Source organism: Ancylobacter aquaticus (assembly GCF_004339465.1).
Classification (GTDB): domain Bacteria; phylum Pseudomonadota; class Alphaproteobacteria; order Rhizobiales; family Xanthobacteraceae; genus Ancylobacter; species Ancylobacter aquaticus.
The window spans coordinates 1,637,259-1,652,733 of record NZ_SMFY01000001.1 but is presented as its reverse complement, the minus strand read 5'-3'; the positions used below and the strand labels follow the sequence as shown (position 1 = coordinate 1,652,733).

16 protein-coding genes are annotated in these 15,475 nt (G+C 66.9%); 10 read left to right on the top strand and 6 right to left on the bottom strand.

Annotated features, from left to right (window positions below):
* Positions 1 to 3: 3 nt before the first annotated feature.
* Positions 4 to 786, bottom strand: a complete 783-nt coding sequence (locus tag EV667_RS07625; protein ID WP_131834650.1) for a DUF4198 domain-containing protein — start codon at positions 784 to 786, stop codon at positions 4 to 6.
* A 144-nt stretch (positions 787 to 930) separates the two neighbouring features.
* Here EV667_RS07625 and nikR point away from each other — a divergent pair, with 144 nt between their 5' ends.
* Positions 931 to 1,404, top strand: a complete 474-nt coding sequence (nikR, locus tag EV667_RS07620; RefSeq protein ID WP_131834649.1) for a nickel-responsive transcriptional regulator NikR — start codon at positions 931 to 933, stop codon at positions 1,402 to 1,404.
* Between the two features lie 72 nt (positions 1,405 to 1,476).
* Here the strand turns inward: nikR and EV667_RS07615 are convergent, their stop codons facing one another.
* The 3 genes from EV667_RS07615 to bcoG all read right to left on the bottom strand — a co-directional run bounded on the left by EV667_RS07615 (position 1,477) and on the right by bcoG (position 4,269).
* Positions 1,477 to 1,728 (bottom strand): GlsB/YeaQ/YmgE family stress response membrane protein, encoded by a 252-nt coding sequence (locus EV667_RS07615; protein ID WP_131834648.1) that lies wholly within the window; start codon positions 1,726 to 1,728, stop codon positions 1,477 to 1,479.
* 104 nt (positions 1,729 to 1,832) lie between these two features.
* Complete coding sequence (locus tag EV667_RS07610) at positions 1,833 to 3,356, bottom strand: carnitine 3-dehydrogenase (protein WP_131834647.1); 1,524 nt, start codon at positions 3,354 to 3,356, stop codon at positions 1,833 to 1,835.
* 10 nt (positions 3,357 to 3,366) lie between these two features.
* Positions 3,367 to 4,269: a 3-dehydrocarnitine:acetyl-CoA trimethylamine transferase BcoG gene (gene bcoG / locus EV667_RS07605; protein ID WP_131834646.1), complete on the bottom strand. Its 903-nt coding sequence runs from the start codon at positions 4,267 to 4,269 to the stop codon at positions 3,367 to 3,369.
* Between the two features lie 92 nt (positions 4,270 to 4,361).
* Between bcoG and EV667_RS07600 the strand changes: the two genes are divergently transcribed.
* Positions 4,362 to 5,327, top strand: coding sequence for a GlxA family transcriptional regulator (locus EV667_RS07600; RefSeq protein WP_131834645.1), 966 nt, complete (start codon positions 4,362 to 4,364; stop codon positions 5,325 to 5,327).
* 3 nt (positions 5,328 to 5,330) lie between these two features.
* On the opposite strand, the gene choX is transcribed toward EV667_RS07600, so the two are convergent.
* Positions 5,331 to 6,275, bottom strand: coding sequence for a choline ABC transporter substrate-binding protein (gene choX / locus EV667_RS07595; RefSeq protein WP_131834644.1), 945 nt, complete (start codon positions 6,273 to 6,275; stop codon positions 5,331 to 5,333).
* 134 nt (positions 6,276 to 6,409) lie between these two features.
* Entirely contained in the window at positions 6,410 to 7,186 is a 777-nt protein-coding gene (locus EV667_RS07590; protein WP_131835064.1) for an inositol monophosphatase family protein, read from the bottom strand.
* 331 nt (positions 7,187 to 7,517) lie between these two features.
* On the opposite strand from EV667_RS07590, the gene EV667_RS07585 reads away from it, so the two are divergent.
* From EV667_RS07585 to EV667_RS07550, 8 genes are all read left to right on the top strand, one after another.
* Positions 7,518 to 8,864 carry an ABC transporter substrate-binding protein gene (locus EV667_RS07585; RefSeq protein ID WP_131834643.1) on the top strand — a complete coding sequence of 449 codons (1,347 nt, stop codon included), beginning with the start codon at positions 7,518 to 7,520 and terminating at the stop codon, positions 8,862 to 8,864.
* Positions 8,865 to 8,978: 114 nt separating this feature from the next.
* The gene (locus EV667_RS07580; RefSeq protein ID WP_131834642.1) at positions 8,979 to 9,533 is read left to right on the top strand and encodes an SIS domain-containing protein; all 555 of its coding nucleotides are present in this window, start codon (positions 8,979 to 8,981) and stop codon (positions 9,531 to 9,533) included.
* A 52-nt stretch (positions 9,534 to 9,585) separates the two neighbouring features.
* The gene (locus tag EV667_RS07575; protein ID WP_131834641.1) at positions 9,586 to 10,503 is read left to right on the top strand and encodes a carbohydrate ABC transporter permease; all 918 of its coding nucleotides are present in this window, start codon (positions 9,586 to 9,588) and stop codon (positions 10,501 to 10,503) included.
* Complete coding sequence (locus tag EV667_RS07570) at positions 10,503 to 11,321, top strand: carbohydrate ABC transporter permease (protein WP_131834640.1); 819 nt, start codon at positions 10,503 to 10,505, stop codon at positions 11,319 to 11,321. The genes EV667_RS07575 and EV667_RS07570 overlap by 1 nt, the downstream gene beginning before the upstream one ends.
* A complete protein-coding gene (locus tag EV667_RS07565; RefSeq protein WP_131834639.1) occupies positions 11,318 to 12,238 on the top strand; it encodes a sugar phosphate isomerase/epimerase family protein in 921 nt (306 codons plus the stop codon). The genes EV667_RS07570 and EV667_RS07565 overlap by 4 nt, the downstream gene beginning before the upstream one ends.
* A 10-nt stretch (positions 12,239 to 12,248) precedes the next feature.
* Positions 12,249 to 13,223, top strand: a complete 975-nt coding sequence (locus EV667_RS07560) for a sugar-binding transcriptional regulator (protein ID WP_131834638.1) — start codon at positions 12,249 to 12,251, stop codon at positions 13,221 to 13,223.
* Positions 13,224 to 13,270: 47 nt separating this feature from the next.
* Positions 13,271 to 14,353: an ABC transporter ATP-binding protein gene (locus EV667_RS07555; protein WP_131834637.1), complete on the top strand. Its 1,083-nt coding sequence runs from the start codon at positions 13,271 to 13,273 to the stop codon at positions 14,351 to 14,353.
* Between the two features lie 41 nt (positions 14,354 to 14,394).
* Positions 14,395 to 15,432, top strand: a complete 1,038-nt coding sequence (locus EV667_RS07550; RefSeq protein WP_207907725.1) for an NAD(P)-dependent alcohol dehydrogenase — start codon at positions 14,395 to 14,397, stop codon at positions 15,430 to 15,432.
* Positions 15,433 to 15,475 lie beyond the last annotated feature (43 nt).

Here is a 15,475-nt window from a genome sequence, read left to right as displayed (position 1 = left end):
AGGCTACTTACCACCCATGTCGGTGGCCTTCACCCAGATGAGCGCGCCATCTTCCACCGGCACCGGCTTGCCCTCGGGCGAGGTCATCGGGGTGTCGCCTTCCAGCAGCGCGGCAAAGCCCCACCAGCCGGCGCGAGGCATCGCATAGGTGAAGGTGCCGTTGGCATCGGCCTTGAGAACCTGGGTGACGAAGGCGTCGTTCGGCGGCTTCACCGTGCCGTCATTAATGAACTCGACCTCGATCTCGGCGAAGGGCACCGGCTTGCCGTCCTGCAGCACGACGCCGGAGAAGACGTTGCCGGCCCAGATGCCGGTCGGGCGGGTCAGCGGCTGGATTTCGACGGGGAGGCCGACCAATTCGTCCCAGCCCTCGCCCGAGGCGTAGCTGTCGACGATCACCTTGGAATAATGGACGATGTACTTGCCTTCCGAGGGCTCCCAATAGGGCTGCGGCTCGACATAGAAGATCGCCGCGCCCGGCTCCTTCAGCTCATAGGCGAGCGACCACGCGCTCTTGCCGTCCACCGGCTTTTCGGTGAGTTGGCCGAGGAGGTCGGTCGCCTTGCCGCCCATCAGCACGCCCATCTTCGCCGGCTTCTTCATCTCCATCACCGGGCCGCCTTCGACCGGATGGGTGAACACCATGTCGACGCTCACCGCGCCGCCCTCCGGCAAAACATCCGCCGAGGGGATGATTTCCTGGAAATGCGCCAACGCCGGCACCGTGCCGACCGGCAGGGCGAGGGCGGCGAAGGCGACGAGACCAGCGTGGAGGCGAACGGACATGCGGCATCCTTTGTATGAATTAATTGAATAAAAATCATACAAACGACAGCTTGCCCGCGACAAGGCCAAAAAATGGGCACGGGGGAAAATTCTTGCCGGGATCAAGGCGATAACCTAGCCTCCCCTCTCCGGCGGGGAGCCTTCATGCAGCGGATCACTATCGCCATAGACGACGATCTGGCCGCGCAGCTGGATGCCTTTATGCAGGAGACCGGCGCGGTGAGCCGCTCGGAGGCCATACGCGACATGGTACGGCGCGGCCTTTCCGCCCGCCCGGATGGGCCGCCGACGGCGCCCTGCTTCGGTGTCGTCAGTTGCACCATCGACCAGTCGGTGCGCAACCTTGCCGCGCGCGTACCGCAGGGGCGGCTCGAACGACACGACCAGACCGTCGCCGCCCTCTCCGTGCCGCTGGACCACACGACATCGGTCGATGTGACGGTCATGCGCGGGCAGGTCGGCGATATCGCCGCCTATGCGCAGGCGCTCTTCCTCGAACGCGGGGTGATGCACGGCGCGCTGAGCCTGATCCCGGTGGTCGAGGACAAGGCCCATCACGTCCATAACCACGGCGCCCCGCACGCCCACACCCATCTCAGGGTGAAGAGCGGGTTCTGAAACGAAAAAAGGCGCGCTCGCCGGGAGCGCGCCTTCTTCATCGGGTCGACGGCAATGCCGCCGGCCGCAGCGTCAGTTTCGTATCGCGCGGACCAGCCCTATCAAGATGCAGGCGCCGATGATGCCGGCGACGAGATAGCCGATCCAGCCGCCGAAGCCCACGCCGATCAGGCCGAAGAGGAAGCTGGCAATCGCCGCGCCGATGATGCCGAGCACGATGTTGAGGAAAATCCCGGTCCCGGTCTTCATGATGGCGGAGGCGATCCAGCCCGCCAGACCGCCGATGATGATGGCGGCGATCCAGCCAATCTGTGCGTCTTCCATGGTCTCTCTCCCATTGCCCCGAATGAACCTCGAAGAAACGCGTGAGCGCGCCACGCTGTTCCCGTCGGAGGCGGCCGATCGACGGTATTTTTGAGGCTACTCCGTCACGCTGGCGTCGCCAAGCGGGCCTTGTGCCCTATGGCACGCCCGGCCGCCGCCGGCCGCTCCAGCCCGGCGTGGGCGGCAGCGATGGCATCGAGGGCGGAGAGGACCTGCGCGGCGGCGGGGGTGGCCCGGCCGGCGCTGGTGTCGACATGCAGCAGCATGTGCTCGCCAGTGGCGATCTCGCGGCGCTCGGGGCCGGCATGGAGCCGGTGAAACACGTGCAGACGCTTCTCGTCCGTGGCGAGAATCTGGGTGGTGCAGACCAGCCCCTCCCCCAGCTTCGCCTCGTCGAGATGCCGCAGATGGGTTTCCACCGTGTAATAGCTGTGCCCGCCTTCGACATAGGCGAGATCGACGCCGATCCGGCGCAGCAGCGCATCGGTGGCATCGCCGAACACCTGGAGATAGCGGTGCTCGGTCATGTGGCCGTTATAGTCGATCCAGGCCGGGGAGACCCGGGTTTCCACCAGTTCCAGCGGCGCCTTCATGTCGACCGGCGGTGCGGTGTGGCCGGCCTGCGCCCATAGACGTTGCTCGAACTCCTTGAGTAGCTTTCCCGCGCCCCAGCCCTCGCCGCTCTGGCCGGCCTTGAGCGCCTGCACGATGCCGACGAGGTTCTCGTCGCGGATGCGCTCCAGTTCGCGGATCGACAGCCCCGCCGCCTGCGCGTCCGATTGCGCGCCGATCTTCTCCACCAGCGTGTCATCGAGGTCGACCACGTCGGTGAGCTTGGTCCAGGGCCACTGCAGGCAGGGGCCGAACTGGGCGAGGAAATGGCGCATGCCGGCCTCGCCGCCGGCGATCCGGTAGGTCTGGAACAGGCCCATCTGCGCCCAGCGCAGCCCGAAGGAATAGCGGATCACGTCGTCGAGCGTCTCGACGTCGCAGATGTCGTCCTTGATCAGCCATAGCGCCTCGCGCCACAGCGCCTCGAGCAGCCGGTCGCCGACGAACGCCTCGATCTCGCGGGCGATGACGACGCCCTTCATGCCGATGGCGTCGAGCACCGCCTTCGCCCGCTCCACCGTCGCCGGCACGGTCTGGGCGCCGCCGACGATCTCGACCAGCGGCAGCAGGTACACCGGGTTGTAGGGGTGGGCGACGAAGAGCCGGCCGGGGTGGGTGAGCCCCTCCTGCAGGTCGGTCGGCTTGAGGCCGGAGGTGGAGGAGCCGATGAGCGCCTCCGCCGGGGCGGCCGCGTCGATTTCCGCCAGCACGCGGCGCTTGAGGTCCAGGCGCTCCGGCACGCTCTCCTGCACCCATTGCGCGCCTTCCACCGCCTCGGCCACGCTGGCGCAGAAGGAGAGCCGGCCGCGCCGGGGCAACGGCGCGCTGGTGAGCAGGCCATAGGCGCGCTCGGCATTGGCCAGCACCTCGGCGACGATGCGCTCGGCGTCCGGGTGCGGGTCAAACAGCCTCACGTCAATGCCGGCAAGCAGGAAGCGGGCAACCCAGCCGCCGCCGATGACGCCACCGCCGATGCAGGCGGCGCGGGAAATGGGGGCGAATTTCTCGATGGGCATGTCAGCCTCCTCAGCGCTTCACCAGCTTCAGCTTCTCGCGAACCTCGGCAGGCCCGATGAGGCGTGCGCCCATATTCGTCACCACGGTTGCCGCCTTCTCCACAAGCTGGGCGTTGGTGGCGAGCTGGCCCTTGCCGACATAGAGGTTATCCTCCAGCCCGACACGCACATTGCCGCCCGCCAGCACCGCCGCCGCCGGATAGGCCATGGCGTTGCGGCCGATGGAGAAGGCGGAGAAGGTCCAGCCGGCGGGCACATTGTTGACCATCGCCATGTAGGTGTTGAGGTCATCAGGCGCGCCCCAGGGAATGCCCATGCAGAGCTGGATCAGCACCGGGTCCTCGATCAGCCCTTCTTCTGCAAGCTGCCTGGCGAACCAGAGATGCCCGGTGTCGAAGGCTTCGATCTCCGGCCGCACGCCCAGCGCGGTCATCTGCCGCGCCATTTCCCGCAGCATGGAAGGCGTGTTGGTCATGACATAGTCGCCGAGGCTGAAATTCATCGTGCCGCAATCGAGCGTGCAGATTTCCGGCAGGCACGCGGCGACATGGGCGACGCGCTCGGTGGCGCCGGCCATGTCAGTGGCTTTCTCGTTCAGCGGAAACGGCGCCTCGACGTTGCCGAAGACGAGGTCGCCGCCCATGCCGGCGGTGAGGTTCAGCACCACGTCCACCTCGGCCGAGCGGATGCGGTCCGTCACCTCGCGATAGAGGTCGAGGCGGCGCGAGGCGGCGCCGGTCTCGGGGTCGCGCACATGGCAGTGCACCACGGCCGCGCCCGCCTTCGCCGCGTCGATGGCGCTCGCGGCGATCTGTTGCGGGGTGATCGGCACATGGGGCGAGCGCCCGGTGGTGTCGCCGGCGCCGGTGACGGCGCAGGTGATGAAGACGTCGCGATTCATCTGCAAGGGCATGGCGTGGCTCCTGAACGCATGCAAGGAGCTTGACGGCAAAGCGCAGACGTGACGCAACTATTTACGCAACCCGTTTTTCATTCTGCGAAGCGATGATCTTTGCCCCCTCCGACGACGCGCTCGATGTGACGCTGCTGCTGTTTCCGGGCCTGTCACTGCTCTCGCTGGCGGCGACGCTGGACCCGATGCGCGGCGCCAACCGCGTGCTGGGACGGCCCGCCTTTCGCTGGAAGCTGGTGTCGATGGATGGCGCGATGCCGACGGCAAGCTGCGGCCTGCCGATCCCGGTCGAGGGTGCCTTCGACGCCGGCGCGCGGCAGGACGTGCTGATGGTGGTGGCGGCGTTCAAGGCGTCGCGTTTCGCGACCTCGCCGATCCTCAAGGCGATCCGCGCCGGGGCCAAGCGCTCGGCCGCTACGGGGGGCATCGAGTCCGGCTCGTGGCTGATGGGCTTCGCCGGGCTGCTGGAGGGGCGGCGCGCCACCACCCATTGGGAGGACCTGGAGGACTTCGCCGCCCGGTTCCCGGAGACGGACGTGCAGCCCGACCGCTTCGTGGTGGACGAGCCGGTGTTCACCACGGGCGGCGCCACCCCGGCGCTGGACTGCATGCTGGCGCTGATCCGCGCCCGGCACGGCTATTCCGCCGCGCTCGATGTCGCCAGCCTCTATATCTACGAGGAAGTGCGCGCGGGGTCGGACGTGCAGCCCATCGTCTCCTTGGGGCGCATCCGCCAGCATGAGCCGCGCGTGGCCGAGGCGATCCGGATGATGGAGACGCATATCGACCGCCCGCTCACCGTCGCCGCCATTGCGCGACGGGTGGGCGTGTCGACGCGGGGGCTGGAGACGCTGTTCGTCAAGACGGTGGATGTGTCGCCCGGCGCCTACTACGTCACGCTGCGGCTTAAGGCGGCGCGGCGGCTGGTGCTCGACACCAATTTGCCGATTGCCGACATCGCCGAGCGCACCGGCTTTTCCGCCATTGCCTCGCTGTCGCGGGCGTTCCGGCGGCAGTTCGGCGCGCCACCGTCCGTGGCGCGCCGTCAGCGTTTGTAGGTCTCAGAGGCCGAGGCCGGTTTTCACCGCTGCCGCGCCGGGCTTGCCGTCGAGCGTGGTGACGCCGTCGAGCCATTTGTCGACCGCCGCCGGGTTTTCCTTCATCCACGCCGTTACCGCCGCCTCGGGCTGCATCCCCTTGTCGAGGATGTCGCTCATCAGCCGGTCTTCCATCGCCACGTCGAAGACGAGGTTGGTGAGCAGCTTGCCGACATTCGGGCATTCCTTGGAATAGCCCGGCCGGGTGAGGGTGAGCACGGTGGCGCCGCCGTCCTTCGGGCCGAACACGTCATTGCCACTGGTGAGATACTCGATCGGCAGGTTGACGTTCATCGGGTGCGGCCGCCAGCCGAAAAACACCACGGGCTCGCCCTGCTTGATGCGGTGACCGACCTGCGAGAGCATGGCCTGCTCGCTGGATTCAACGAGATCGAACCCCTTCAAGCCGAACGTGTCGTCGGTGATCATCTTGGAGATAGTGGCATTGGCGCCGCTGCCGGCCTCGATACCGTAGATCTTGCCCTGCAGCTTGTCCTTGAACTTCGCAATGTCGGCATAGGTCTTCAGGCCGGCATCATAGGCGGCCTTGGAGGTGGCGAAGCCGATGCGCGCGCCGTCGAGATTGGTGGCGACAACCTCGATCTTGCCGGCCTTCACCAAGGGCACCTGCGTCGGCTCCTGCAACGGCATCCAGTTGCCAAGGAAGATGTCGCGGTCGCCATTCTCCAGCGCCTTGAAGGTGATGGCGACGGAGAGCACGGCGACATCCGGCTTGTAGCCGAGATTTTTCAGCAGTTCGCTGGCGACGGCGGTGGTGGCGGTGATGTCGGTCCAGCCGACATCGGAAAAGCTGGGCTTCGCGCATGACGCCGGGTCGGCGGCGAAAGCGGAGGTCGACATGAGCGTGGCGGATAAGGCGACGCAAGTCACGAGGAGGCGTGAAATCATTGCTGTTCCCTCTATTGGCGATCATGCCGCAGGACCGGCATCGCAGGGGAAGCCTATCGACAAGGGGGCGAGCTGATTGACCTTGTTCGCAGTCCAGATGACCAAATGCGAAGCATAGCCCTGCCGGCTCGCCGCTAGCCTCGCCCGCTCAGCCGCCGCAGGGCAGCGTGGACGTTGGCGTTGCCGGCCCACATGGCGCCGGGGCGGGTAAAATCGCCCTCGAAGCTCACCAGTCCGCCGGCCTCGCGCACCAGCACCATGCCGGCCCAGCAATCCCAGCAGTGCAGCGTCGGGTCGTAATAGCCGGCGAGGCGGTTGGCCGCCACATAGGCCAGCATTAGCGCCCCCGAGCCGACGCGGAACAGCACGCCGCCTTCGCGATAGAGCCCTTCAACAAACGCGCCGACCTCCTTTGCCGCCGCCTTCTGGGTGGCGCCGAAGCCGATGGTGGTGGAGGCGATGGTCCAGTCCGGGTTCATCGTCAGTACCCGCCCGTTGAGCCGGGCGCCCCCGCCGGCAACGGCGGAATAGAGTTCGCGCAGGATCGGGGCGTAAATGACGCCGCCGACGGGCTCCGTCCCCCGCGCAAGCCCGATCGATACCGTCCAGTTGGGCTGGCCGACCAGAAACGGCATGGTGCCGTCGATCGGGTCGATCACCCAGACGAAACCGGATGTGCCCTCGCTCGCCGCCTCTTCCTCGCCGACGATGCCATCGCTTGGGAAATGGCGGGCAATGGCGCGGCGCAGCCATATCTCGATGCTGCGGTCGGCCTCGCTGACGAGGTCCTGCGAATCCGATTTCAGCTCCGGATGCAGCCTGTCGCGCTGGAGAAAGAACTTGCGCGCCCGCGCCCCCGCCCCGCGCGCCAGCGTCTCGGCGAGTGCCTGCCGGGCGCGGAGCGGCTCCATTCCGTCGTCATGCTCCATCCTGCCGTCTCCACGCTTGCTGACTGCCACGCACTTGTTGACTGCAACGCATCGGCCACTTCGCCGTCTGTGATGCTATTGCATATTTCAGATTACAAATGTATCGGTTTCCCATCCGCGACGGCACTGTCGTCGCCGCCGGGCTTCTCGAAAAGCGCCGGCACAGGGTTGAGGCCGGCACGTCCGGCGGAACTGCGGAAGGATGCGGCGCCGGCAACGGTTCCGCGCCCCCGCCAAGGATGAGAGGCGGTTTCAACCGTCCGCATGTCGGCCTCGCCCGAACCGTGGCGCTGCGCCATTTCAGGAGGAAACCATGAAGCGTGCATTGAAAATCTGCGCCAGCGTCGTCGCCCTTGCGGCGGCAACGGCCGCCATGCCGATGGCGGCGATGGCGGACTGGCTCGAAGAGGCGGCCAAGCCCCTCAAGGGCACTGAAGTCAACGGCATCTTCCTCGATCGTCCGGGCTACCGCGCCATCATCAAGCTCCTGCCCGAATTCGAGAAGAAGACCGGCATCAAGGTCAATTACGAGATCGTTCCCTATGAGAACGCACGCGAGAAGGAAGTGCTGAACTTCACCTCGCAGGGCGACCTTACCATGGCGCTGGTCGATCTGGTGTGGATCGGCGAGTTCGCCGAGAATGGCTGGCTGGTGCCGGTGGACGATCTCGCCAAGGACAAGGCGATCACCGACCCGAACCTCAAGCTCGACGGGTTCTTCCCGCTGCTGCTGGAAGCGTTCGGTTCCTGGGGTGGCACGGTCTATGGCCTGCCCTTCGACAATTATTCCGGCCTGCTGTTCTATAATTCCTGCAAGCTCAAGGCCGCAGGCTTCGACAAGCCGCCGGCGACCTGGGACGAGATGATGAACGTCTACGGTCCCAAGCTCACCGACAAGGCGAAGAACGAGTACGCCTATGCCCTGCAGTCGCGCCGTGGCGAGACCCAGTCGGCCGACAGCTTCATGCGCGTCCTCTGGCCCTTCGGCGGTTCGCTGCTCGACAAGGACTTCAAGTCGAACCTCACCAGCAAGGAGAGCCAGGCCGGCCTGCAGTTCCGTCAGGACCTGATGAAGTACCAGCCGCCGGGCGTCGTCTCCTTCGATCACGCCGAAGCCGTGAACGCGCTGGCGCAGGGCCAGGTGGCGATGATCACCGAATGGTCGGCGTTCTATTCCACCCTCGCCGACCCCGCGACCTCCAAGCTCGGCGATTGCCTCGCCGTGGCCCCGGAGCCCGCCGGCCCCGCCGGCCGCCTGCCCGCGCTGGGCGGCTTCTCGCTCGCCGTCGCCGCGCAGGCGAGCCCCGAGCAGCAGAAGGCCACCTGGCTGTTCATCCAGTGGGCGACCTCGGAAGAGATTGCCAAGGCCTATGTCGAAGCCGGTGGCGTCTCGGGCCGCATGGCCGTCTACAACGACCCGGAGATCAAGAAGCTGAAGTTCGTCGAGCCGATGGTCGCCTCCTGGCAGGCCGGCGTTCCCGAGTATCGCCCGCGCTTCCCGGCCTGGCCCGCGATCTCCGAGATCGTCGCGGAGTGGGGCTCCAAGATGATGCTGGGTGAAGTCACCGTCGAAGGCGGCGCCAAGGAAATCGGCACCCGCATGGAAGCCGTCCTCGGCAAGGAAGGCTATTACGACGGAAAGAAGAAGCTCCTCCAGTGAGTTGAGGCCGGCGGCGGGGCCTCTCTCCCGCGCCGCCGGCCTCCGGGCGGATGCTGCAACCCGCGAAGCGGCATCCGCCTCCTTGCCGTTCGGACGGTTCCGGGATTCGATGAAATGACCACTCTTCACGGCCGGGCGCTGGACGAAATCCGCGCCTGCCTCGACAAGGTGCGCAGCGACGAACTGGACGGCGCCATCGCCGAAATGGCGGGGGCCGGCCGCATCGCGCTCTATGGCGTCGGCCGCGAGGGCCTGCAGATCAAGGGCCTCGCCATGCGCCTGTTCCATCTCGGCCTCAAGGCGGCCGTGGTGGGCGACATGACCACGCCGCCGGTCGGGCCGGGCGACCTGCTCGTCGTTTCCGCCGGGCCGGGCGACTTCTCCACCGTTTCCGCGCTGATGGGCGAGGCGCGCGCCGCCGGCGCCCGCACGCTGCTCGTCACCGCCGAGCCGGGCGGCTCCGCCGCCACCCGCGCCGATGCGGTGCTCACCGTGCCGGCGCAGACCATGGCGAGCGACCAGAACGCGGCCGCCACCTCGGTGCTGCCGATGGGCTCGCTCTATGAGGGCGCGCTTTATGTGCTGTTCGAGATTCTCGTCCTCGGCCTGCGCGAGCGGCTGGGCGTGACGCCGGCGCAGATGCGCGCCAATCATACGAATCTGGAGTGACCGGAGCGCTTCTCCGGACACCGCCCCAGCAAGACGCGACAGGGATGACGCCATGAGCGAGGCCGCGACAACCGCCGCACGACGCAAGCCCAACCGGGGCTATGGCCGCTGGACGCCGCTGTGGTTTCTCGCGCCGTCCGTGTTGACGCTGCTGCTGATCGGCATTTACCCCACGCTCTTCGCGCTGGTCACCTCGTTCCGCCAGTACAACATCACCCGTCCGCGCGACGGCTTTCCGTTCGTTGGCTTCGACAATTACGTCCATGTGCTGACCGACAGCACCTTCTGGTCGTCACTGTTTCTGACCGCGCAGTTCTACGTGACCGTGCTGCCGATCCAGGTGGTGCTCGGCCTCGCCATCGCGCTGCTGCTGCACAAGCCAGGGATGGGGCTGCTGAAGTCGCTGGCGCGGGTGACGCTGGTCGTCCCGCTGGCGACCACCTATGCGGTGGTGGGCCTCATCGGCCGGCTGATCTTCAACCGCGATTTCGGCGTCGCCAACCAGTTCGCCGGCTTCCTCGGCCTCGGCCCGGTGGACTGGCTGTCGACCCCGAACGGTGCCTTCGCCGCCATCGCCATCATGGACATCTGGCAGTGGACGCCGTTCTGCGCGCTCATCTTCCTCGCCGGCCTGTCCATGGTGCCGGGCGAAATCGAGGAGGCGGCGCGGCTGGAAACCTCGTCGAAGCTCGCCCTGCTGCGCTACGTGCAGCTGCCCTATCTGCTGCCCGGCCTCACCGCCGTGATGATCCTGCGTTCGGCCGACGTGCTCAAGCTGTTCGACATGGTGTTCGTGATGACGCGGGGCGGACCGGGCTCGGCCACCGACCTGATCTCGATCTACATCCAGCGCGTGGGCTTCCGCATCTTCGATCTCGGTACCGCCTCGGCGCAGGCGATCCTCTTGCTGATCCTCACCATCATCATCAGCCGCCTCTACATTCGCGTCCTCTATCGGGAGGTCAACTGATGCGCATCTCGTCCGGCAAGCTCCTCCACGCCCTCGGCCTGACGGCGGTCGTCATCTTCTCGCTGTTCCCGTTCTTCTGGATGGTGTCGGCCAGCTTCAAGACCCAGGCCGACATCCTTTCCTCGCCGCCGGTGTGGTTCTTCACCCCGACGCTGCAGAACTATGCCGAGATTTTTGCCGATACCAAGGTGAGCGGGGCGATCCTCAACTCGCTGATCGTGGCCACCTGCTCGACCCTGCTCGCCGTCACGCTCGGCGCGCCGGCCGCCTTCGCGCTGGCCCGCTACGAGTTCCGCGGCAAGTCCGATTTGTGGTTCTGGTTCATCTCCAACCGCATGATCAGCCCCATCGTGCTGGCGCTGCCGGTCTATCTGCTGGCGATCCAGACCGGGCTGCTCGACACGCATCTGGTGCTGATCCTCATCTACCTCACCTTCCAGCTGCCGATCGTGGTGTGGATCGTCACCGACCAGTTCAAGTCGATCCCGCCCGACCTCGAACAGGCGGCGCGGCTCGATGGCGCCGACCAGTTCACCATCTTCCGCAAGATCTACCTTCCGCTCGGCGCGCCGGGCATTGCGGTGTCGGCGATCTTCTCCTTCATCTTCTCCTGGAACGAGTTGCTCTATGCACTCGTGCTGACCCGCCGCGCGGTTCAGACCGCCCCGGTCGTCGCCACCAGCTTCATGTCCGGCTATGAGCTGCCCTGGGGCAAGATCATGGCTACTGGCACGGTCATCGTGCTGCCGGTGACGATCTTCGCGCTCATCGTCTCCCGCCACATGGTGCGCGGCCTGACCATGGGAGCGACCAAGTGAGCGGGGGAACGGCGCACGCGCCGATTTCCTTCGGCATCAATCTCGGCTTCTGCACCAAGCGCTGGGTGACACCGGAGCTGTGGGCGCCCCTCGTGCGCGAGCGGCTCGGGCTCGACCTCGTGCAGTTCTCCTTCGACCTGCTCGACCCGATGTGGCCGGACGCCATCGTCGACCGCCACGCAAGCGACATGAGGCGCGCGACGGAGGCGGCGGGCATCACCGTCCACAGCGCCTTCATCGGCCTCGCCCATTACAGCTTCAACCAGCTGCTCCACCCCGATCCGGCGGTGCGCAACTATGCCGAATACTGGCTCGGCCGGGCCTATCGCTTCGCCGCGCTGGCGGGCATTCCCCGCGTCGGCGGGCCGCTCGGCGCCATTCCCGCCCGGCTCGACGGCAGCGAGGCGGACGCGCTGGACCCGGCGGACTATGCCGAGCTGATCGCCCGCATGAACCGGCTCGGCGAACGCGCCGCCGCCGAGGGACTGACCGAACTCTATGTCGAACCGACGCCGCTGCGCCGCGAATGGCCTTGGACCATCGACCAGGCCCGGCAGATGATGAACGACACGGCCGGCAGCGCCGTGCCGTGGCGGCTTTGCCCGGACTGGGGGCATGCGACCTTTGCCCCGCTCTATGGCGACGTGACGGACGGCATGGAATCGTGGCTGCGGGACCTCTCAGACGTCATCACCGCCGTGCACATCCAGCAGACCGACTTCACGCTCGACCGCCACTGGGACTTCACCGTGCCCGGCAGGGTCGATCCCGTGGAAGCCGCCGCCCTGCTGCGACGTACCGGCGTCGACGCCTGCCCGGTCTTCCTCGAAGTGTTCTATCCCTTCGAGCAGGACAGCGCGTCGATCCTTCGTGCGCTGGAGACGAGCTGCGCGCGCCTCAAGCAGGCGCTGGCCTGAGGGACATGCGATGAATGGCGGTGGGCGCGAGCGCGGCAGGCCGGTGGGGACGGTGGAAACCGATGCGGCGCAGATCCGCGCGCGGGTCGCCTGGCTCTATTTCATCGGCGGGCTGACCCAGCAGGACATCGCCGACCAGCTCGGCCTGACGCGCCTGCGCATCAACAAGATCCTCGGTCAGGTGCGCTCGGACGGCTCGGTGTTCATCGACATCCGCCTGCCCATGGCCGACTGCATCGAGGCCGAAGAGAAGCTGAAGGCGCATTACGGGCTGGGGCACGTCACCGTCGTGCCCTCGCTGCCGGATGAAAGCGAGCAGCAGCGGGTGATCGGCGAGGCCGCCGGCGGGCTGCTCGACGGCCTGCTGGAGAACGGCATGGGCCTGGGCGTCGGCTGGGGCAAGACGTTGGCCGCCGGGCTCAAGCGCGTCACCGCCCGGCCGATGACGGACAGCTGGGTGACCTCGGTCATGGGCGGGCTCACGCGGGGCTCCGGGTCGAGCACCTTCGAGGTCGCCACCGGCTATGCCCGCGCCATGTCCGCCGAGTGCTACTATCTCGCCGCCCCACTCTATTTCCCGACCCCGGAGAGCCGCACCATGCTGCTCTCGCATCACGGGATCAGCGAGACCATGCGCCGGGCGCGCACCGTGGACGTGGCGCTGCTCTCTTGCGGTGACATGACCCCCCGCTCGCTGCTGGTGCAGACACAGACCGTTTCCGAAAACATCGACAGCCTGCGGGCTGCCGGCGCGGTGGGCGACCTGCTCGGCATGTTTCTCGATGCCGATGGCCGCCCGGTGGATCACCCGCTGAACGAGCGCGTGCTCTCGCTGGCGCCGCACGAACTGAACCCGGTGCGCCACTCGATCCTCGCCTCGGGTGGCCTCTACAAAGTGCCGATCGTGCGGGCAATCCTGCGGGCCGGCTATGTGAAGCGACTGGTGACGGACGAACGCTGCGCGCAGGCGCTGCTCAAGAGCTGATGGACGGCCGCCGGACCCTCGCGGCCGGCCTATCTGGAGACTGCACGATGACCTTCCTGCGACTGGACAACATCAAGAAGAACTATGGCGACGCCGCCGTCATCAAGGGCGTCAGCTTCGAGGCCGAGAAGGGCGAGTTCGTGGTGTTCGTCGGTCCCTCGGGCTGCGGCAAGTCCACCTTGCTGCGCATGATCGCGGGGCTGGAGGATGTCAGCTCGGGCGAACTCTACATCGACGGGAAGGACGTGACCTATGAGGAGCCCGCCAAGCGCGAGGTTTCCATGGTGTTCCAGTCCTACGCGCTCTACCCGCATATGAGCGTGTTCGAGAACATGGCGTTCGGCCTGCGCATGGCCAAGAAGCCGGAAGCCGAGATCAAGGCGCAGGTGCTGGAAGCCGCCCGCATTCTCCAGCTGGAGGCGTTGCTGGAGCGCAAGCCCCGCGCCCTTTCCGGCGGCCAGCGCCAGCGCGTTGCCATCGGCCGCTCCATCGTGCGCCATCCCAAGCTGTTCCTGTTCGACGAACCGCTGTCCAACCTCGACGCCGAGCTGCGCTCGCAGATGCGGGTGGAGATCGCCAAGCTGCACCGGGCGCTGGGTGCCACCATGGTCTACGTCACCCACGATCAGGTGGAGGCGATGACGCTCGCCGACCGGATCGTGGTGCTGCGCGCGGGCCTTGTCGAACAGATCGGCTCGCCGACCGAGCTTTACGACACACCGGCCAACATCTTCGTCGCCGGCTTCATCGGCTCGCCGAAGATGAACTTCATCAACGCCAAGGTCGCCTCCGTCACCGGAAGCACTCTCGCGCTAGAGCACCCCACCTTCGCCGGCGGGACGCTCACCCTCGACACGCCGGCCGCCGCCCGCGCCAAGGTGGGGGCGCCGGTGACGGTGGGTCTACGACCCGAGCACCTGACCGTGAACACCGGCAATCCGGTGCTGGCGCTGACGCTGGATTTTGCCGAGAGCCTCGGCGGCTCGACGCAGCTCTATGCCCGCTCGGAAGGCGAGCCGATCATCGCGCTCACCCCCGGCCGGCCGAACCTCAAGCCGGGCGATGCCCTCACCCTCGGCATCGACCCCTCCCACATCTATCTCTTCGACGCCGCCGGCCTCGCTCTCTAGAGCCCCCCGACGGCGGCACACTCCAGCAGGACACGCACATGGTGCAGGCACTGGTTCTCGAAAAGAAGGGCGAGCTTTCCCTTCGCGACATCGACCTCCCGCTGGAGGTTGGCCCGGACGACGTGAAGATTTCCATCCACACGGTCGGCGTCTGCGGCAGCGATGTGCATTACTACACGCACGGCGCCATCGGCTCCTTCGTGGTGCGCGAGCCCATGGTGCTCGGCCACGAGGCGGCGGGTGTCGTCACGGCGGTCGGCGCCCATGTGAAGAACCTCAAGGTCGGCGACCGGGTCTGCATGGAGCCGGGCGTGCCGAACATGAATTCGCGCGCCACCAAGCTCGGCATCTACAATGTCGATCCCGATGTCCGCTTCTGGGCGACGCCGCCGATCCATGGCGTGCTGACCCCCGAGGTGGTCCACCCCGCCGCCTTCACCTACAAGCTGCCTGCGAACGTCTCTTTCGCCGAGGGCGCGATGGTGGAGCCCTTCGCCGTCGGCCTGCAGGCGGCGACGCGGGCGCGCATTACCCCCGGCGACGTGGCTGTGGTGATCGGCTGCGGCCCCATCGGCATCATGACCGCGCTGGCGGCGCTGGCGGGCGGGTGTTCGCGCGTCTACATTTCCGACCTCTCGGCGCCGAAGCTCGCCATTGCCGGCCAGTATCCCGGCATCCACCCGGTGAACATCACCGAGCGTCCGCTGGCGGAGGTGATCACGGACGAAACCGAGGGCTGGGGCGCCGATGTGGTGTTCGAGGCCAGCGGCTCGCCGCGCGCCTATGAGGGCCTGTTCGACATCGTTCGCCCGGGCGGCACGCTGGTGCTGATCGGCATGCCGGTGGAGACGACGAAATTCGACGTGGCGGCGGCGATCATCAAGGAAGCGCGGATCGAGACCGTGTTCCGCTACGCCAATAATTTCGACCGCGCCGTGAACCTCATCGCCTCCGGCAAGGTCGACCTCAAGCCGCTGATCTCCGAGACCTTCGACTTCGCGCGCAGCATCGAGGCGTTCGATCGCGCCGCCAAGGGGCTGCCGACCGACGTGAAGCTGCAGATCGTGATGCCGGGCTGAGCGCGCCCGCTCCCCTCTCCGGCGGGAGAGGGGAAAACAATTC

What these genes read in the sequence shown, in the direction of transcription:
- EV667_RS07625 (WP_131834650.1), bottom strand. Translation starts at nt 786, where the DNA reads ATGTCCGTTCGCCTCCACGCTGGTCTCGTCGCCTTCGCCGCCCTCGCC.
- nikR (WP_131834649.1), top strand. Translation starts at nt 931, where the DNA reads ATGCAGCGGATCACTATCGCCATAGACGACGATCTGGCCGCGCAGCTG.
- EV667_RS07615 (WP_131834648.1), bottom strand. Translation starts at nt 1,728, where the DNA reads ATGGAAGACGCACAGATTGGCTGGATCGCCGCCATCATCATCGGCGGT.
- EV667_RS07610 (WP_131834647.1), bottom strand. Translation starts at nt 3,356, where the DNA reads ATGCCCATCGAGAAATTCGCCCCCATTTCCCGCGCCGCCTGCATCGGC.
- bcoG (WP_131834646.1), bottom strand. Translation starts at nt 4,269, where the DNA reads ATGCCCTTGCAGATGAATCGCGACGTCTTCATCACCTGCGCCGTCACC.
- EV667_RS07600 (WP_131834645.1), top strand. Translation starts at nt 4,362, where the DNA reads ATGATCTTTGCCCCCTCCGACGACGCGCTCGATGTGACGCTGCTGCTG.
- choX (WP_131834644.1), bottom strand. Translation starts at nt 6,275, where the DNA reads ATGATTTCACGCCTCCTCGTGACTTGCGTCGCCTTATCCGCCACGCTC.
- EV667_RS07590 (WP_131835064.1), bottom strand. Translation starts at nt 7,186, where the DNA reads ATGGAGCCGCTCCGCGCCCGGCAGGCACTCGCCGAGACGCTGGCGCGC.
- EV667_RS07585 (WP_131834643.1), top strand. Translation starts at nt 7,518, where the DNA reads ATGAAGCGTGCATTGAAAATCTGCGCCAGCGTCGTCGCCCTTGCGGCG.
- EV667_RS07580 (WP_131834642.1), top strand. Translation starts at nt 8,979, where the DNA reads ATGACCACTCTTCACGGCCGGGCGCTGGACGAAATCCGCGCCTGCCTC.
- EV667_RS07575 (WP_131834641.1), top strand. Translation starts at nt 9,586, where the DNA reads ATGAGCGAGGCCGCGACAACCGCCGCACGACGCAAGCCCAACCGGGGC.
- EV667_RS07570 (WP_131834640.1), top strand. Translation starts at nt 10,503, where the DNA reads ATGCGCATCTCGTCCGGCAAGCTCCTCCACGCCCTCGGCCTGACGGCG.
- EV667_RS07560 (WP_131834638.1), top strand. Translation starts at nt 12,249, where the DNA reads ATGAATGGCGGTGGGCGCGAGCGCGGCAGGCCGGTGGGGACGGTGGAA.
- EV667_RS07555 (WP_131834637.1), top strand. Translation starts at nt 13,271, where the DNA reads ATGACCTTCCTGCGACTGGACAACATCAAGAAGAACTATGGCGACGCC.